Here is a 16786-nt window from a genome sequence, read left to right on the forward strand (position 1 = left end):
AAGCAGCCCGCCAGGACCGATTTCGAGTGTTTTAGAATTGCGGCAGCACATTGTGCGGAATAATTCATGGGTATCATGGCGTCAAAATACCTTTTGACCATAACATCATAATATTAAACAGTAAGGATTTATAACATGAACAGCAAAGCATTACAGACTTTAGAATATTACAAAATCATACAGAAACTGGCCTCTTATGCCTCCTCACCGATGGGAAAAGTACGCTGTGAATCATTGCTGCCTTCCACTGACCTTTCAGAGATCAGAAGCCTGCAGCAGCAGACGCACGATGCTCTGAGCCGTCTGTTTAAGAAGGGCAGCACCTCTTTCGGAAATGCCAAAGACCTCCGTGCTTCTCTGAAGCGTCTGGAGATCGGCAGTTCACTCAGTATCCCTGAGCTGCTGGCAATCTGCGCCATGCTCGAGAACTGTGCCCGTGTCAAATCATACGGACGCCCGGAACAGGCTGACACACCGGCTGATTCTCTGACCTCCATGTTTGACGCACTGGAACCGCTGACGGGGCTCTCGACAGAGATCAGGCACTGCATTCTGTCAGAGGAAGAGATCAGTGACGATGCTTCCCCGGCCCTGAGACAAATCCGCCGGTCCATGAAATTTACCAATGATAAAATCCACACTCAGCTGAATGCCATCGTAAACGGAAGCTCACGCACCTACCTGCAGGATGCGGTTGTCACAATGCGTAACGGGCGTTACTGTATCCCTGTGAAAGCAGAATATAAAGGACAGGTCCCTGGAATGATCCATGACCAGTCATCAAGCGGCTCCACACTGTTTGTGGAACCGATGGCAATCGTAAAACTGAACAATGAGCTGCGTGAACTGGAGTTAAAAGAAGCCGCCGAGATTGATGTCATTCTGGCAACCCTGAGTGCACTTGCGGCAGAACATCAGGAAACACTGCGGTACAATCTTGAAAACATGGTCGAACTCGACTTCATTTTTGCCCGTGCTTCCCTGGCAATGGAACAGAATGCCAACGAACCGTTATTTAACACAACCGGGAAGATCCACATTCGTCAGGGACGCCATCCACTGATCGACTCCCGCCAGGTTGTTCCGATCGATATCCGGCTCGGGGAAGATTTTGACCTTCTGATCGTAACAGGTCCCAACACGGGTGGTAAGACGGTTTCCTTAAAGACTGCCGGGCTGCTGACTCTGATGGGTCAGGCGGGCCTTCACATTCCCGCACTTTCCCGTTCAGAACTATCTGTATTTACGGAAGTCTACGCGGATATCGGTGATGAGCAGAGCATCGAGCAGTCCCTGAGTACTTTCTCCTCACATATGACCAATGTAGTCTCATTTCTTGCACATGCGGATGACAGATCCCTGGTGCTGTTTGATGAGCTTGGCGCAGGTACGGATCCGACGGAAGGTGCTGCTCTGGCTATCTCCATCCTGTCTTATCTTCACGGAAAAGGCATCCGCACAATGGCAACGACACATTACAGTGAATTGAAAGTCTACGCGCTTTCTACTCCGGGTGTTGAAAACGCCTGCTGCGAATTTGATGTGGAAACTCTGCGGCCGACATACCGGCTGCTGATCGGTATTCCAGGTAAGAGTAATGCTTTCGCAATTTCCGGTAAGCTCGGTCTCCCGGATTTTATCATCCAGGACGCAAGGCAGCGGATCAGTAAAGAAGACACCTCCTTCGAGGATGTGATCTCCAATCTGGAAGAAACCCGGAAAACGGTTGAAAAAGAGAGAATTGAACTTCAGAAATACAAAGAAGAGATCGCTCAGCTAAAATTACAGCTGGAAGAAAAAAATGAAAAACTATCACAGCGCAGAGAAAAAATGATCCGCGATGCCAACGAGGAAGCTCACGCAGTGCTCCGTGAGGCGAAAGAATACGCTGATCAGACGATCAAGCAATTTCAGAAATTCGAGAAAGACAGTCCTTCCATACAGAGGATGGAAAAAGAACGCCAGCAGCTGCGTGAGAAGATGAAAAAAGCAGAAAAGAAAATGGCCATGCAGACGGACCCTGCTCATATTTCCACTCTGAAACCGTCTGACCTGCACCTCGGTGACACGGTAAAAATCATGAGCCTTAGTCTGAAAGGAACCGTAAGTACCCTGCCGGACGCAAAAGGCAATCTGTTCGTACAGGCGGGTATTATGAGAACTAAAACAAACATTTCAGACCTGAAACTCATGGATGAGGAAGTCATCCGGGCCCCAGGCATGAAACGGAGCGGATCCGGAAAGGTAAAGATGCAGAAATCTGCCAGTGTCAGCACCGAGATCAACCTGCTCGGCAAGACCGTGGATGAAGCCATCGCCGAACTGGATAAATATCTGGATGATGCCTATATCGCACATGTGCCAAGTGTCCGTATTGTCCACGGCAAGGGGACCGGCGCACTTCGCAAAGGAGTTCACAATTATCTGAAGCGCCAGAAACATATCTCCTCGTTTCGGCTTGGGGAGTTCGGTGAGGGAGATGCCGGCGTAACTATCGTTGAGTTTAAATAACAGCCAGGAGGTCATAACTATGGTAGCAAAACAGAAAATCCTAATCGTAGATGACGACAACAACATTGCAGAACTGATCTCTCTCTATCTCACCAAGGAATGCTTCGACAACATGATTGTCAACGATGGAGAGGAGGCGCTTGAGGCGTTTGACACTTTCAAGCCAAATCTTGTCCTGCTGGACCTGATGCTCCCCGGCATGGACGGCTATCAGGTATGCAGAGAAATCCGCTACAAATCCAATGTTCCGATCATCATGCTCTCCGCAAAAGGCGAGATTTTTGATAAGGTGCTTGGACTTGAGCTGGGTGCAGATGATTATATGATCAAACCCTTTGATTCCAAGGAACTTGTAGCCCGTGTCAAGGCTGTACTGAGGCGTTTTGAGCCAGCTGCCAAATCTTCTCAGGAAAAATCCAGCGGTAAATATGTTGAATATCCCGATCTGGTGATCAATCTGACAAATTACTCCGTACTTTACCATGGAGAAAGCATCGATATGCCCCCGAAGGAACTGGAACTTTTATACTTCCTGGCTTCCTCTCCCAACCAGGTGTTTACAAGAGAACAGCTCCTTGATCACATCTGGGGTTATGAATATATCGGTGACACACGTACGGTAGACGTACATATCAAACGTCTCCGCGAAAAAATCAAAGACCATAAGTCATGGTCCATCAGTACCGTCTGGGGAATCGGTTACAAATTCGAGGTTAAATCTTCATGAAAAATGCGCTTTATGTTAAGTTCCTGTTTGGTTATGTGATTCTTGGCATCCTGAGCATCTTCGTGATCTCCCTGATGGGCTCCGCCCTGATCGAACAGGACCTGACCCGTCAGACCGGCGATTATCTGTACAAGGAGGCGGTAAACATCGCGTCCAATCACGCTGACTACTACTACTCACAGCAGGCATCCCTTGAGGATACCTACTTTAATCTGTGTACACTGTCCGAGTACCAGAACACGCAGATCTGGATGCTGGACCCGGAAGGCCGTATTCTTATCAATACAGCCGAGTCCCTGAATCCTGATTCCCCGGAGCAGATTGATCATTTTGACCCTCTGTCTCTCGGCACAGGCTATTACAGCATCGGAAAATTTTATAATTGTTTTTCTGACCGGATGCTGAGTGTCATGGTTCCGGTCACGCTGAACATGTCCACGAAAGGTTATATTGCCATCCATGTACAGATGACAGATATCTATACACACCGCGATGAAATACTGAAAAGCGTTTACGTTGTATTCCTGGTTATTTTCATGCTCACTCTTATGATTTTGCTGGTCTTCAGCTTTATCGTCTATGGACCGCTCAAGCAGATCACGCAGGGGGCAAATGAATATGCATCCGGGAATCTGAAATATAACATACCGGTCAGCGCTGACGATGAGATGGGATATCTTGCAGCAACGCTGAATTATATGTCGGATGAGCTGGACCGTGCCGGAGAATACCAGCGGCAGTTTGTGGCAAACGTATCCCATGATTTCCGTTCCCCGCTTACATCTATCAAAGGATATATTGAAGCCATGCTGGACGGCACGATTCCTCCGGAAATGCAGGCAAAATATCTGAACATCGTCCTTATGGAAACGGAGCGTCTGAACAAACTTACCAAGGGTTTAATTACCCTGAATGACTACGATGCCAGCGGTTATCTTCTGGACATCACCAGCTTTGATATTAACTCTGTCATCCGCGATACGGCCGCCACCTTCGGCGGAACCTGTATGAAAAAGAAAATCACCTTTCAGCTTCTGCTTGCCGCAGAACAGCTGCTGGTCAGTGCCGATATGGGAAAAATACAGCAGGTTCTCTACAATCTGATCGACAATGCCGTCAAATTCAGCCCTTCTAATTCTGTGATCACGGTAGAGACTACAGAAAAACACGGAAAGGTCTTTGTATCCGTCAAAGACCATGGGACGGGGATACCGAAGAACAGCATCGCAAAGATATGGGACCGATTCTATAAGACGGACTCCTCGCGAGGTAAAGACCGGAAGGGAACGGGCCTGGGGCTTTCCATTGTGAAAGAAATTATCAATGCTCATAATCAGAATATTAATGTGATCAGCACCGAAGGTGTGGGGACAGAGTTTATCTTTACTCTCGATAAAGCAAAAAAATAAGAAGTGCCGCTGTGGCACTTCTTTTATTTCCAGTCATATTTAGTCAGATGGCCTTCCATCTGCATATGCACAAACTTTTGCTGGCGGAGGGCCTCATACAAAACGATGGCCACTGAATTCCCGAGATTCAGGGAACGTATTCCGTTCATCATCGGTATCCGTACCGCGGTATCCTGATTTTCCAGCAGAATCTCCTCCGGAATCCCTGCGCTTTCCTTTCCGAACATAATATAACAGTCCTCTTCGTACTGTACATCGGTATAGATACGCGGAGCCTTTGTTGATGCCATGTATATCCTGGCACCTGGATTTCTGTTCAGAAAATCCTCATAATTGATATAACGTGACACATCCAGGTCTTTCCAGTAATCCATCCCCGCACGCCGGATCTGTTTTTCATTCAGCATAAAGCCAAGCGGCTCGATCAGATGCAGTCTGGTACCGGAAGCTACACACGTTCTGCCGATATTTCCCGTGTTCGCCGGTATCTCCGGCTCATACAATACAATGTTCAATGCCATCTTATGATTATCCTCTTCTATCCGAGTACCTTGTACAGCTCATCTGTCTGCGGACGGTCCAGATACCGGACATCATCACCGTTTCGCAAAATTCTGTCATTTCCGGCTGTTGTGCGTCCAATCACCGTAGCCTCTATCCCGGCTTTCTTTAATTCCTGCACAACCGAAAAACCGTCATCCGCTGCTATCATCATGGAACCGCTTGACATGATTAAATATGGATTCACGCCAAAAAATTCACAGATTTCCACGGTCTCCTGCCTTATCGGAATTTTTTTCAGATCGACTTCGAGACCGACCCCAGCTCCCTCTGCCATTTCCCAGAGCGCTCCGAATACGCCGCCTTCTGTGATATCATGCATAGCGGAAACTCCGCATGTTTTTGCGATCCTGGCATCCTCTACCACAGACAGGTAGGCGTCAAATCCTTTTGCGGTACTGATAAAATCCTCGGAAAATACGCGCCTTAGTTCTTCATCCTTCTCTTTTGCAAGGATTGTGGTCGCCTCCAGGCCGATCCATTTGCTGATCACAATATCCTGATATGGTTTCATCTTCATGGTGGAGAGCAGATCCTCACGCCTGATCTTTCCCACTCCGGTAACGGATATCAGCGGCTGCAGAACGACATTGGTGATCTCTGTATGCCCTCCAAGTACCTCCATACCAAGCAGTTCACATGTCTTCTCAATATCCTGCATCAGTTTGCGTATCTCCGGTTCCTCCACGGTATCCGGCAGCATGGCTGTCAGCATGACACCGACCGGCTCTGCACCGGAAGCTGCCAGATCATTCGCTGTGATATGAATGCTGTGGCTTCCCAGGTCTTTGGTGGTCCCTGTAATGGGATCTGTGGACATCACGAACACTTCTCCCTCCTGCAGCTGCAGCGCAGCGCAGTCCTGCCCCACGCCCGGTCCGACCAGAACCTCATCTCTCCTGTGTTTCACCTGTTTTAAAATCGAACGCACCAGAACACTCTCCGGCAATTTCCCAATTTTCATTCTCTGTCTGTTTCCTCTCTGTCCTGCATTTATATATCATCAACTGTATTTGTTGATCACCGAATACACTTTATCGAGATCATTCGAATCTACGGCTGCCTGGATTTCAGATGCAGCTGTGCTGTCGCTTGTACTGACTCCTACAGTATATCTCGTCGGTGTCATATTATATGTACTGCCGTTCACCTGTTCCCGACTCTCCTCCACGCCGTCCACCGTCACAATCTTCCAGAGGCAGGCCGTATAACCCGTATGCGAGGAGGAAGTCTGCCTGATCGTACCAAGCGGATCCTGAGACGCCGTCAGTTCTACCGTTGGTTCTACCGTCTCGAGTGTCTCGCTTTCATACGTCACTTTACGGTTCTCCGGCCGGTATTCTTTCCCATAGACTACGAAACCCACCTCGCCGCCGTCTGTATAACCTTCAATATAAATTGGCGCATCCAGATTATTGACAAACTGGAGATCCTTTGATCCTTCTGCAATCGCAGCATCCATCGAAGGTTTTACATATTTGACAATCATGGAATGATTATATCGCTCCGTTATCTCGATCTCAGCCCTCAGCAGAGCCATATAAAGTGTCGTGGAAACCTGGCAGATGCCACCGCCGTAACTGTCCACCACATCCCCGTTCTCATAGGAAGGTGCCGGCTCATATCCATTTTCGGCATCAAACGGTATCAGGGCACTCTCCACTGAGAAGGTCTCTCCCGGATACAGTACTGATCCGTTGAGGAAACTGGTTCCTGTCGCTATGTTCTGCGCTCTGGCAGCACTGCTCGATGAATAGTCTGTGCTCGCAGTTCCGAGAATATCCTGAACCTGTTCAAGTTCTGACGATTTATGTTCCGGTTCGGTAATCTCCGCCGGCAGCTCGACCACTCCAAGACCGGCTCTCCAGAGTTCTGAGAGATATTCCGACAGTACCTCGACCGACTCATCGACTTTGATCTTCACACCCTGCGTCTCTTTTACGATCTGAAATCCGTCCTCCGTTCTCGTCATGGATGCATTCTGCGGTTCGCAGTCCAGCGGCACACATTTCTCGTTCAGCACCGCTTTTGCCGTATCCGCTTTCACACCATACTCCAGCACAAATCGAACAGTTTCCTGCTGAAGGTCCTGTTTTGCCTTATACTGGCGTACTATGTTGCCTGCCTGTCCAAAGGCAAGTGCCTTATCCACAACCTCTTCATTCTTCCAGTAGAGACCAAGTTCACCGGCTGTTGCACTTACAATGTGATCACCGATATGCATCTGTATATGATATCCTTTGATCTCCTCCATATGGTCTGCAACCGCCAGAACAGCTTCCTCGCGTGTCATCCCCGACACATCGACGCCGTCAATAAAAACCCCCTCCAGTATCACCGGGGAGGTTTCTGCATCGGCAAATACCTGTCTCACACAAACCATACTGAAAAACAGGCAGATTATAAATATCGCGATATTCGTTGCTACTCTATTTTTCCGCATCCACCCTCTACCCTTCTACAGCAGAAACTCCAGTGCCATCGGGACTACCATGGCCAGCACCAGCATAATTGCGATAACAGCAGCAATAATTCGTTTCGTTTTAGGATTTCTCATGATCTATTACCTCTTTACTCTTCCATGATTTAATATTATTTTATCAATCATTCTGGATGCCTCACTTTTGGTAAGACTCTCAATTTTTACATCCGTCTCTATTCTATGATATCTGAGCAAATCATTCAAGTAAACTTTTTGTGAAAACGTGATTGGCCTCTGCTTTTTTACCGTGTACATCAATTTCTGCGGCTTAAAAATCTCGGGTTGGCTTTCCAGAAAATCCCGCTCCAGATATTGATAGAGCTGCCAGGTACTCCTTGTATCATCAAGTGCCCGGTGTGCATTGCCCTGATCTATACGATAATACCTGCAGAGTGCTGCAAGGCTGCGGCTAGGCAGGTCCGGCAGCGCCTTTCTCGCGATTTTCAGCGTGTCCACCGCTTCCTTTTCAAACTTAAATCCAAGATTGACCGCTTTGTGTTTGACAAAACTATAATCAAACATAATATTATGCCCAAGAAGAGGAAGCTCTCCGCAGAAATCCAGGAAATTACCAAGTGCCGTCTCAGACTTTTCTCCCTCTTCTGTCATCGCCTGTGTGATACCTGTCAGCTCCTGTATCTCATATGGTATCTGCATCTGGGGGTTGATCAGCACATGATAAGAATCCACTGTACGCCCGTCTACAATTTTCAGTGCTCCGATCTCCAGGATACGGTCCGTTTTAGGGTGCAGCCCCGTAGTCTCGAGATCCAATACAACACACGTTTTCATTTTTTCACTCCCTCATATTCCCTGCAGTACTTTGTCAAAAAACATTCCCCGCATTTCGGGCTGCGTGCAAAACAAATCTGCCGCCCAAACGTGATGATCTGAATATTATACAGGATCCAGTGATCCTTTGGAAGCACTCTCATCAAATCATACTCTATCTTTTCCGGGTCATTTTCTTCAGTCAGTCCAAGCCTGCGTGAAATCCTCTTCACATGGGTATCCACGACGATGCTGCGCTCGTGAAAAATGTTCCCCCGGATCACATTTGCCGTTTTCCGCCCCACGCCGGGAAGTGATATCAGTGCTTCCAGACTCTCCGGCACTTTCCCGCCGTATTCCGCCACAAGTTTTTTTGCACAGCCGATCAGGTTCTTTGCCTTATTATGATAAAACCCGGTGGATTTAATATCCTGTTCCAGCTCCTGAAGCTCTGCAGTGGCAAACGCCTCCATATCGGGATATTTTACAAATAAATCTTTCGTCACAATATTAACTCTTGCATCCGTACACTGCGCACTCAGCATGGTCGCGATCAGCAGCTGTTCCGGACTCTCATGATCCAGATAACACTTATATTCCCTGGAATATGTCTCATCCAGAAGCCTTAATATCTCTTTTGTCCTCTTTGTCATCAGTCACTTTACTCCTTATGAGGTGCCAGCTGGCATCGTTCGTCATAGGATTACGCCGCTCATAGTCGAACAGTACAATCCCACAGTCAAACGCTTCCACATGTGTCATTCTTTGAATCTGCCTGTGATCAAACCCGCGGTAATGAGAAAGTATGCCGTCATACAGATTTCCATAAACATTTTTCATCTCCATCTGACTGACAGAAGGCTTGGGTGACCATACCGGACGGCTTTTCGCATTCTCTCTGAGATAGTAATCGAACGTAAGCAGGTTCTTATATCGGGGGATCTCACCCGGACAGACTTCCTGAATAAACTCCAGCAGTATCTCATAGCGCCGGGCGCGGGAATGAGAAATTCCCAGATAGCCGTGTTCTTCATAGAATCGCCCCAGTGCTTCAAAACAGTCGATCGGCGTACCCAGCTGCCTAGCCAGAAAATCCATGGTATATGCAAACTGACCGCTGTTATAATACACCTCTACCATTTCTTCCACCCGTTTTAACTCTAACAGTTCCTCATACGAAATCCAATCGGTAAATAATACCTCATACGGCTCATGCTCTCTCCATACACACCCATACATACCGGCCTGTTCCCACATATATGAACCTTTCAGAACCTTCAGAAAGCCAAGCTGCAGCTGTTCCGGATGCAGGGCAAATACATCATTGAATGATTTGCGAAAGCTGCCGTAACCTTCATACGGAAGCCCCGCAATCAGGTCCAGATGCTGATGTATATTGTGAAACTTCTGTACGGTCTTCACAGCGGTACACACTTTTTCGAAATCCATCGTTCTTTTGATTTCCCGCAGTGTGTCCGGATTCGTTGACTGTACTCCGATCTCCAGCTGTATCAGACCCGGACGCATCCCTGATAAAATTTCAAAGTCTTCCTCCTCAAGAAGATCTGCCGCAATCTCGAAATGAAAGTTTGTCACGCCATTGTCATTTTCCAGCAGATACCGCCAGATCGCCCTGGCATGATCCTTCCTGCAGTTAAATGTTCGATCCACAAGCTTCACCTGTTTCACACGGTTTTCCAGAAAAAAAGCCAGTTCCTCCCTCACGAGACTGAAAGGACGGAACCGCAGTTTTTTATCGACGGATGAAAGACAGTAACTGCAGGAAAACGGACAGCCCCGGCTCGTTTCATAATAGATGATCCTGTGAGCAAATTCTGACAGTTTATCATATGGAAAGGGAATATCACCCATGTCCAGCAGCCTCCGCCCCGGATTTTCCACCGTATCTCCTTTCTGGTTCCGATACGTGATCCCCGCTATTTCATCCAGCGGCGCTGTCCCATCCACATAATGGCTGACCAGCTGCAAAAAGGTCTCCTCCCCCTCGCCGCGCATCACACCAGCGGCATACGGCATCCTGGTAAGCTCCCGAACAGCATCATACGATACCTCTGGTCCGCCCAGCCAGATCTTCATATCGGGCAATACTTTGTGCAGCTCTGCGGCCAGCTCTCTGATGATTGAAATGTTCCAGATATAGCACGAGAAGCACAGTACATCCGGATGCTGCCTGTAAATGCTCTGCATCACATCCTCCGTCCTCTGGTTGATCGTGAATTCCAGCATCATCACATGGTTTCGGTATTTTTTTGTATAACGGTACAGGCTGTATAACGCCAGATTGGAGTGAATATATTTGGCATTAACAGCAGCCAGCAAAATCTTCATACGTCTCTCTTTCCCTCACAGCAAATGGAAAAACGCCCTCAAAATAAGAGCGTTTTCTTCCGTAATAGTTTTATGCATTCAGCGGATATCTCGCTGTCAGTTCTTCTACAATGGCCTTTGCTTTACTGCTGTTGTCAGCACTTTCTATCATTAAAGCAATCGCCTCAGCAATTTTATCCATATCATCTGCATTCATACCGCGTGCTGTCACGGCAGCAGTTCCCAGACGAACACCGCTAGTCACATTCGCAGACTGCGGGTCATTCGGAATTGTATTCTTATTACAGGTGATGTTTGCCTCATCCAGCAGATGCTCCATCTCTTTTCCCGTTACATTCGTATTTGTCAGATCAACAAGCATCAGATGATTGTCCGTTCCCCCGGATACAATCTTAATTCCACGGTTCATAAGACCCGCGCAAAGTGCTTTCGCATTCTTTACAATATTTGACTGATATACTTTATATTCCGGCTGCAGCGCCTCTTTAAAACAGACAGCTTTTGCAGCGATCACGTGCATCAGCGGACCTCCCTGGATTCCAGGGAATACAGCTTTATTCAAATGAAGCTCCTCTGCAATGGCATTGCTGCACATGATCATACCGCCGCGGGGACCGCGCAGTGTCTTATGTGTTGTCGTCGTTGTCACATGTGCATACTGAATCGGACTCGGATGCTCTCCGGTTGCCACCAGTCCTGCGATATGTGCAATATCAGCCATCAGATATGCACCAACCTCATCTGCAATCTCACGGAATTTTTTGAAGTCAATCGTTCTCGCATATGCGCTTGCACCGCATACAATCATTTTCGGTTTGCATTCCTGTGCAATTCTGCGCACTTCATCATAATCGATAAATCCGTCGTTATTGACACCGTACGGTACAATATTAAAATATGCCCCTGACATATTCGCCTTGCTTCCATGGGAAAGATGTCCGCCATGTGCCAGGTTCATTCCCATAACAGTATCACCCGGCTTCAGGGCAGCAAAAAATACCGCCATATTAGCCTGTGCTCCTGAGTGCGGCTGCACATTCACATATTCACATCCAAACAGCTGTTTTGCACGGTTAACTGCCAGCTCCTCAACAACATCAACGCATTCACATCCACCATAGTAACGTTTTCCCGGATATCCTTCTGCGTACTTGTTAGTCAGCGGTGATCCCATTGCCGCCATAACGGCTTTGCTCACCCAGTTTTCCGATGCGATCAGTTCAATATGTGAATTCTGTCTGGCAATTTCATCCTCAATTGCTTTTGCTATTTCCGGATCTACGTTTTCTATTTCATGAATTGAATACATGACTTTCCTCCTTGGCTGTTGTTTATGTCCATTATTTCCTGCTCCGGGAACGACCTTCCCGGACTACACTGTTTTATCATTATACGAGAATCCCGTCCACTTTGCAATCGTTATTTCGCACAATTCTCCATTTCCCCACATTTTCTTTTTATACTTTACGGTTCTCAAAAAATCTGCTTTAATAGAATTAAAAGAAAATTCAAAAAGGGAGGAATCATTCATGTTAAACTTTGAATACTACACCCCTACCCGTGTCGTTTTCGGCAAGAATACCGAAGCACAGGTCGGTAAACTGATTCAAGACCAGAACTGCAAAAAAGTCCTTGTTCATTACGGCGGACAAAGCGCCGTCAGATCGGGGCTTCTGGACCGCATATATACTTCATTAAAAGAAGCCTCCATAGACTATGTGTCTCTCGGCGGTGTCGTTCCGAATCCCCGTATCTCAAAAGCCCGCGAAGGCATTGAGTTATGCCGAAAGGAGGGGGTTGATTTTATCCTTGCCGTCGGCGGCGGAAGTGTTATTGACTCAGCCAAAGCAATCGGATACGGAGCTGCATGCGGGGGGGATGTCTGGGATTTCTTCAGCAAAAAGCGCGTGGCAGATCAATGTCTGCCGATTGGCTGTGTTCTCACCATCGCTGCCGCCGGAAGTGAGATGAGCGACTCAGCGGTACTGACCAATGAGGACGGATGGCTGAAACGCAGTTACAAAAGCAATCTTTGCCGCTGCCGGTTCGCGGTGCTGAACCCGGAACTCACTTACACACTGCCAGCCTACCAGACTGCCAGCGGCTGCGTGGATATCCTGATGCACACTATGGAGCGGTATTTCAACAATCAGACCATGGAACTGACGGACCAACTGTGTGAAGCGCTCATGAAAACAGTGATGATGAATGCCCGGATCCTGGTCCAGGAACCTGAAAATTATAATGCCCGAGCCGAAATCATGTGGGCAGGAAGCCTTTCCCACAACGGCCTGATGGGCTGCGGCACAGACGGCGGAGACTGGGCATCCCATCAGCTGGAGCATGAGCTCGGCGGAATGTTCGATATCGCGCACGGAGCCGGTCTTGCCGCTGTATGGGGCAGCTGGGCGCGCTATGTCCTGCCGTATAACACAGAACGTTTTGCTCAGTTCGCAGCCAATGTATTTGACATTCCATGTGAATGCGACTTGAAAGCAGCAGCTCTCAGGGGAATCGAAGCCATGGAAAACTTCTATCGCTTCGTCAATATGCCTACCTCTATCTCAGAGATGGGAATTACACTGACCGAAGAACAGCTCAATACCCTTGCTTATAAATGCAGCTTTGAGAATCAACGTACGATCGGTGTGATCAAACCGCTTAATATAGAAGATATCCGTAAGATATATGAGATGGCAAGGTAAATTTCATTTTTAAAACAAAGACTGCGTTCTCTGATTTCACTCAAAGAACGCAGTCTGTTTTTCCATAAATGCCCGGAACCGGAATCGAACCAGTGACACGAGGATTTTCAGTCCTCTGCTCTACCAACTGAGCTATCCGGGCATGAACAAATCCCCAAAAACCCTGTTAAGATTTCTGGGGAATAGAGAGCGCGAGACGGGACTCGAACCCGCGGCCTCGACCTTGGCAAGGTCGCGCTCCACCAACTGAGCCACTCGCGCCTAAGCGGGTGATGGGAATCGAACCCACGTATCTAGCTTGGAAGGCTAGTGTTCTACCATTGAACTACACCCGCGCGACAAAATGTATTCTAATATAATTTGTTATGAATGTCAATAGGTTTTATAAATTTTTTTTATTTTTTCTTTTTTTGATTCTTTATGCCATTTAACTACACCAAAACCCGCCTGCATAGCCCTCGGCATAGTAAGCGGGTTTTTCCTGCACTGGTCAATTATCTAAATAATGTAATCCAATACCTTTTCATTTTGCCATTCCATCAGATCCGCCAGCGTATATTTATCAACCACGCTCTTAATAGCGGCATCAAGCTCATTCCATATACGAAGCGTTACGCACTCTCCCTGCCTGGGACACTGGTTCTGTTCATCCTCGAGGCAGGCAACCGGGCAAAGACTTCCCTCCGTCTGTCTTAAAATCGCTCCAACTGAATATTCCTCCGGACGCCTGACCAGCTGATAGCCTCCCTGAGCACCGCGTAAACTTTTTACATATCCTGCCCGGACCAGAATGGAAATAATCTGTTCAAGATACTTTGTAGAGATTTCCTGCCTCTGACCCACATCTTTAATACGAACCGGACCTTCTCCCTGATGAAGGGCAAGATCCAGCATCAGCCGCAGTGCATAACGCCCTTTTGTGGATATTTTCATAGCTCCCTCCTGATCAGCATGATCATTCCTTTACAGTCTCAAAAGCTTCTTTCAGATCCTCTATGATATCGTCGATATTCTCAAGTCCGATGGAAAGCCTGATGGTGTTCGGAAGAATTCCCTGTTCTCTCTGTTCTTCCTCATTCAGCTGCGCATGTGTCGTCGTCGCCGGATGGATCACCAGTGATTTGGCATCTGCAACATTGGCCAACAGCGAAAACAACTCCAGGTTATCAATAAAGGTTTTTGCTTCCTGTTTTCCACCTTTGATTTCAAATGTAAAAATCGAGCCTCCGCCGTTTGGAAAATACTTACTGTAAAGACTCTGCTGCTTATCGTCAGCTGATACTGACGGGTGATGTACGGCCTCCACCTGCGGATGGTTCTTAAGATAGCTGACCACTTTCAGCGCGTTCTCTACATGACGTTCTACACGCAGAGAAAGTGTTTCCAGCCCCTGCAAAAACAAAAACGCGTGGAATGGTGACAATGTTGCCCCTGTATCCCGCAGCAGAATCGCACGAATTCTTGTAACAAATGCCGCAGGACCTGCCGCTTTTGTAAAACTTACTCCATGATAGCTCGGATTCGGTTCTGACAACACCGGAAACTTTCCGGAAGCTTCCCAGTCAAATTTCCCGCTGTCTACGATCACACCACCGATCGTCGTACCATGGCCTCCGATAAATTTAGTTGCCGAATGCACAACAATATCTGCCCCATATTCGATCGGACGAATCAGATAGGGCGTTCCAAATGTATTATCAATGACCAGCGGTATCTTGTGGCTGTGTGCAATTTTCGCAATTGCTTCAATATCCACAACTTCTGAATTAGGGTTTCCAAGAGTCTCAATAAACAGCGCTTTTGTATTTTCCTGTATTGCTTTTTCAAATGCGCCTTCTTCTAACGGATCAACAAAAGTTGTCGTCACTCCGTATTCAGTAAAGGTGTGTGCCAGGAAATTGTAAGTACCTCCGTAAATATTTTTAGCTGCGACGATATGGTCTCCGCTCTGTGCGAGGTTCTGAAACGTATAGGCGATCGCCGCCGCTCCTGACGCGACAGCAAGCGCTGCCGCACCGCCTTCCAGCGCTGCAACTCTGCGTTCAAAAACATCCTCCGTGGGATTTGTAAGGCGTCCGTAGATATTCCCCGCATCAGAAAGATTAAACCTCGCTTCTGCATGATCGCAGTCATGAAAAACGAATGATGAAGTCTGATAGATTGGAACGGCCCTGGCATCTGTTGCCGGGTCAGGCTGCTCCTGTCCTACATGCAGCTGTAAAGTTTCAAATTTCAGGTTTCTGTCTGCTCTTTTAGTTTTCATAGTCTTTCTCCTATTCCGTAAATAATGGGGTTGAGTAGTAACGGTCTCCACTGTCTGGCAGCAATACAACAATTGTCTTTCCTTCAAATTCCTGGCTTTGTGCCATCTCCATAGCTGCATGCAGAGCTGCTCCGGAAGATATGCCCACAAGAATCCCTTCAGCCCTGGCAAGTTTTTTTGCAGCGATAAAAGCTTCTTCATTTTCCACATGTATTATACGGTCATAAATCTCTGTATTTAGTACCTCAGGAATAAATCCGGCGCCAATCCCCTGCAATTTATGAGGTCCTGCCTTCCCGCCTGAGAGCACCGGAGACGCGCTCGGTTCTACTGCCACGATTTCAATATTGTCTTTTTTTCCTTTTAAGTATCCGCCTATTCCGGTTACCGTCCCGCCTGTTCCTACACCGGCCACAAATGCATCTATCTCACCTTCTGTGTCCTCCCATATCTCCGGTCCCGTCGTTTCCATATGAGCCTTTGGATTTGCCTGATTCACAAACTGTCCCGGTATAAAGCTCTCCGGGATGGATGATGCCAGCTCTTCAGCCTTTTCGATTGCCCCTGTCATCCCTCTTGCACCGTCTGTAAGCACGATCTCAGCACCGTATGCCTTTAAAATATTCCTCCGCTCCACGCTCATCGTCTCAGGCATGGTCAGAATCGTGCGGTAACCTTTCACTGCTGCTATAGCTGCCAGACCGATACCCGTATTTCCGGAAGTCGGTTCGATAATAACGGACCCTTTCTTCAGCATCCCCTTTTCCTCTGCATCCTCAATCATGGCTTTTGCAACTCTGTCCTTCACACTTCCTGCCGGATTCAGGTACTCCAGTTTTACTAATACGCGTGCTTTCAGTCCTTCCTGCGCGGCAAGATTTTCAATTTCCATCAATGGCGTCTTCCCGATTAATTCCAATGCATTCTTATAAATTTTCTTCATGATAAAATCCTCCTTTTTTATTTCCTACTATTTTGATATGAATTATATGAATGATAACTCTTTTT

The 16786-nt window shown here is 47.5% G+C and carries 14 protein-coding genes and 3 tRNA genes; 4 read left to right on the top strand and 13 right to left on the bottom strand.

Translation table 11 applies throughout. From position 1 onward, the window contains the following. Positions 1 to 135: 135 nt before the first annotated feature. From MCG98_RS17565 to MCG98_RS17575, 3 genes are read left to right on the top strand one after another with little or no spacing between them, the layout of a single operon-like run. Entirely contained in the window at positions 136 to 2511 is a 2376-nt protein-coding gene (locus MCG98_RS17565) for an endonuclease MutS2 (RefSeq protein ID WP_240303163.1), read from the top strand. 19 nt (positions 2512 to 2530) lie between these two features. Beyond that, positions 2531 to 3238, top strand: a complete 708-nt coding sequence (locus MCG98_RS17570) for a response regulator transcription factor (protein ID WP_240303164.1) — start codon at positions 2531 to 2533, stop codon at positions 3236 to 3238. Then, the gene (locus MCG98_RS17575) at positions 3235 to 4647 is read left to right on the top strand and encodes a HAMP domain-containing sensor histidine kinase (RefSeq protein ID WP_240303165.1); all 1413 of its coding nucleotides are present in this window, start codon (positions 3235 to 3237) and stop codon (positions 4645 to 4647) included. The genes MCG98_RS17570 and MCG98_RS17575 overlap by 4 nt, the downstream gene beginning before the upstream one ends. A gap of 23 nt (positions 4648 to 4670) precedes the next feature. On the opposite strand, the gene MCG98_RS17580 is transcribed toward MCG98_RS17575, so the two are convergent. The 7 genes from MCG98_RS17580 to glyA all read right to left on the bottom strand — a co-directional run bounded on the left by MCG98_RS17580 (position 4671) and on the right by glyA (position 12119). Then, positions 4671 to 5168 (bottom strand): tRNA (cytidine(34)-2'-O)-methyltransferase, encoded by a 498-nt coding sequence (locus tag MCG98_RS17580; protein ID WP_240303166.1) that lies wholly within the window; start codon positions 5166 to 5168, stop codon positions 4671 to 4673. 17 nt (positions 5169 to 5185) lie between these two features. Next, positions 5186 to 6172, bottom strand: coding sequence for an AIR synthase family protein (locus MCG98_RS17585; protein ID WP_240303167.1), 987 nt, complete (start codon positions 6170 to 6172; stop codon positions 5186 to 5188). A gap of 39 nt (positions 6173 to 6211) precedes the next feature. Next, positions 6212 to 7651 (bottom strand): VanW family protein, encoded by a 1440-nt coding sequence (locus MCG98_RS17590; protein WP_240303168.1) that lies wholly within the window; start codon positions 7649 to 7651, stop codon positions 6212 to 6214. Positions 7652 to 7771: 120 nt separating this feature from the next. Beyond that, positions 7772 to 8482, bottom strand: coding sequence for a 3'-5' exonuclease (locus MCG98_RS17595; RefSeq protein ID WP_240303169.1), 711 nt, complete (start codon positions 8480 to 8482; stop codon positions 7772 to 7774). Beyond that, on the bottom strand, positions 8479 to 9114 hold the full coding sequence (gene nth / locus MCG98_RS17600) for an endonuclease III (RefSeq protein WP_240303171.1): 636 nt from the start codon (positions 9112 to 9114) through the stop codon (positions 8479 to 8481). The genes MCG98_RS17595 and nth overlap by 4 nt, the downstream gene beginning before the upstream one ends. Continuing rightward, on the bottom strand, positions 9074 to 10810 hold the full coding sequence (locus MCG98_RS17605; protein WP_240303172.1) for a B12-binding domain-containing radical SAM protein: 1737 nt from the start codon (positions 10808 to 10810) through the stop codon (positions 9074 to 9076). Before MCG98_RS17605 ends, nth begins: the two co-directional genes overlap by 41 nt. Before the next feature lie 70 nt (positions 10811 to 10880). After that, positions 10881 to 12119, bottom strand: a complete 1239-nt coding sequence (gene glyA / locus MCG98_RS17610) for a serine hydroxymethyltransferase (RefSeq protein WP_240303173.1) — start codon at positions 12117 to 12119, stop codon at positions 10881 to 10883. Between the two features lie 220 nt (positions 12120 to 12339). Here glyA and MCG98_RS17615 point away from each other — a divergent pair, with 220 nt between their 5' ends. Then, on the top strand, positions 12340 to 13515 hold the full coding sequence (locus MCG98_RS17615) for an iron-containing alcohol dehydrogenase (RefSeq protein ID WP_240303174.1): 1176 nt from the start codon (positions 12340 to 12342) through the stop codon (positions 13513 to 13515). Between the two features lie 69 nt (positions 13516 to 13584). Here the strand turns inward: MCG98_RS17615 and MCG98_RS17620 are convergent. The 6 genes from MCG98_RS17620 to cysK all read right to left on the bottom strand — a co-directional run bounded on the left by MCG98_RS17620 (position 13585) and on the right by cysK (position 16721). Beyond that, positions 13585 to 13657: transfer RNA gene (locus MCG98_RS17620), tRNA-Phe, on the bottom strand. A 46-nt stretch (positions 13658 to 13703) separates the two neighbouring features. Next, positions 13704 to 13776, bottom strand: a tRNA-Gly gene (locus MCG98_RS17625). 3 nt (positions 13777 to 13779) lie between these two features. Continuing rightward, positions 13780 to 13850: transfer RNA gene (locus tag MCG98_RS17630), tRNA-Gly, on the bottom strand. A gap of 163 nt (positions 13851 to 14013) precedes the next feature. Next, positions 14014 to 14448: an Rrf2 family transcriptional regulator gene (locus MCG98_RS17635; RefSeq protein ID WP_240303176.1), complete on the bottom strand. Its 435-nt coding sequence runs from the start codon at positions 14446 to 14448 to the stop codon at positions 14014 to 14016. Positions 14449 to 14470: 22 nt separating this feature from the next. Continuing rightward, on the bottom strand, positions 14471 to 15778 hold the full coding sequence (locus MCG98_RS17640) for an O-acetylhomoserine aminocarboxypropyltransferase/cysteine synthase family protein (protein WP_240303177.1): 1308 nt from the start codon (positions 15776 to 15778) through the stop codon (positions 14471 to 14473). Between the two features lie 10 nt (positions 15779 to 15788). Then, on the bottom strand, positions 15789 to 16721 hold the full coding sequence (cysK, locus tag MCG98_RS17645) for a cysteine synthase A (protein WP_240303178.1): 933 nt from the start codon (positions 16719 to 16721) through the stop codon (positions 15789 to 15791). Positions 16722 to 16786 lie beyond the last annotated feature (65 nt).

It is taken from the genome of Ruminococcus sp. OA3, from assembly GCF_022440845.1.
Lineage (GTDB): Bacteria > Bacillota > Clostridia > Lachnospirales > Lachnospiraceae > Ruminococcus_G.

Bases quoted from the DNA above. Each gene is read 5' to 3' on its own strand.
- MCG98_RS17565 (WP_240303163.1), top strand. From the start codon at position 136: ATGAACAGCAAAGCATTACAGACTTTAGAATATTACAAAATCATACAG.
- MCG98_RS17570 (WP_240303164.1), top strand. From the start codon at position 2,531: ATGGTAGCAAAACAGAAAATCCTAATCGTAGATGACGACAACAACATT.
- MCG98_RS17575 (WP_240303165.1), top strand. From the start codon at position 3,235: ATGAAAAATGCGCTTTATGTTAAGTTCCTGTTTGGTTATGTGATTCTT.
- MCG98_RS17580 (WP_240303166.1), bottom strand. From the start codon at position 5,168: ATGGCATTGAACATTGTATTGTATGAGCCGGAGATACCGGCGAACACG.
- MCG98_RS17585 (WP_240303167.1), bottom strand. From the start codon at position 6,172: ATGAAAATTGGGAAATTGCCGGAGAGTGTTCTGGTGCGTTCGATTTTA.
- MCG98_RS17590 (WP_240303168.1), bottom strand. From the start codon at position 7,651: ATGCGGAAAAATAGAGTAGCAACGAATATCGCGATATTTATAATCTGC.
- MCG98_RS17595 (WP_240303169.1), bottom strand. From the start codon at position 8,482: ATGAAAACGTGTGTTGTATTGGATCTCGAGACTACGGGGCTGCACCCT.
- nth (WP_240303171.1), bottom strand. From the start codon at position 9,114: ATGACAAAGAGGACAAAAGAGATATTAAGGCTTCTGGATGAGACATAT.
- MCG98_RS17605 (WP_240303172.1), bottom strand. From the start codon at position 10,810: ATGAAGATTTTGCTGGCTGCTGTTAATGCCAAATATATTCACTCCAAT.
- glyA (WP_240303173.1), bottom strand. From the start codon at position 12,119: ATGTATTCAATTCATGAAATAGAAAACGTAGATCCGGAAATAGCAAAA.
- MCG98_RS17615 (WP_240303174.1), top strand. From the start codon at position 12,340: ATGTTAAACTTTGAATACTACACCCCTACCCGTGTCGTTTTCGGCAAG.
- MCG98_RS17635 (WP_240303176.1), bottom strand. From the start codon at position 14,448: ATGAAAATATCCACAAAAGGGCGTTATGCACTGCGGCTGATGCTGGAT.
- MCG98_RS17640 (WP_240303177.1), bottom strand. From the start codon at position 15,778: ATGAAAACTAAAAGAGCAGACAGAAACCTGAAATTTGAAACTTTACAG.
- cysK (WP_240303178.1), bottom strand. From the start codon at position 16,721: ATGAAGAAAATTTATAAGAATGCATTGGAATTAATCGGGAAGACGCCA.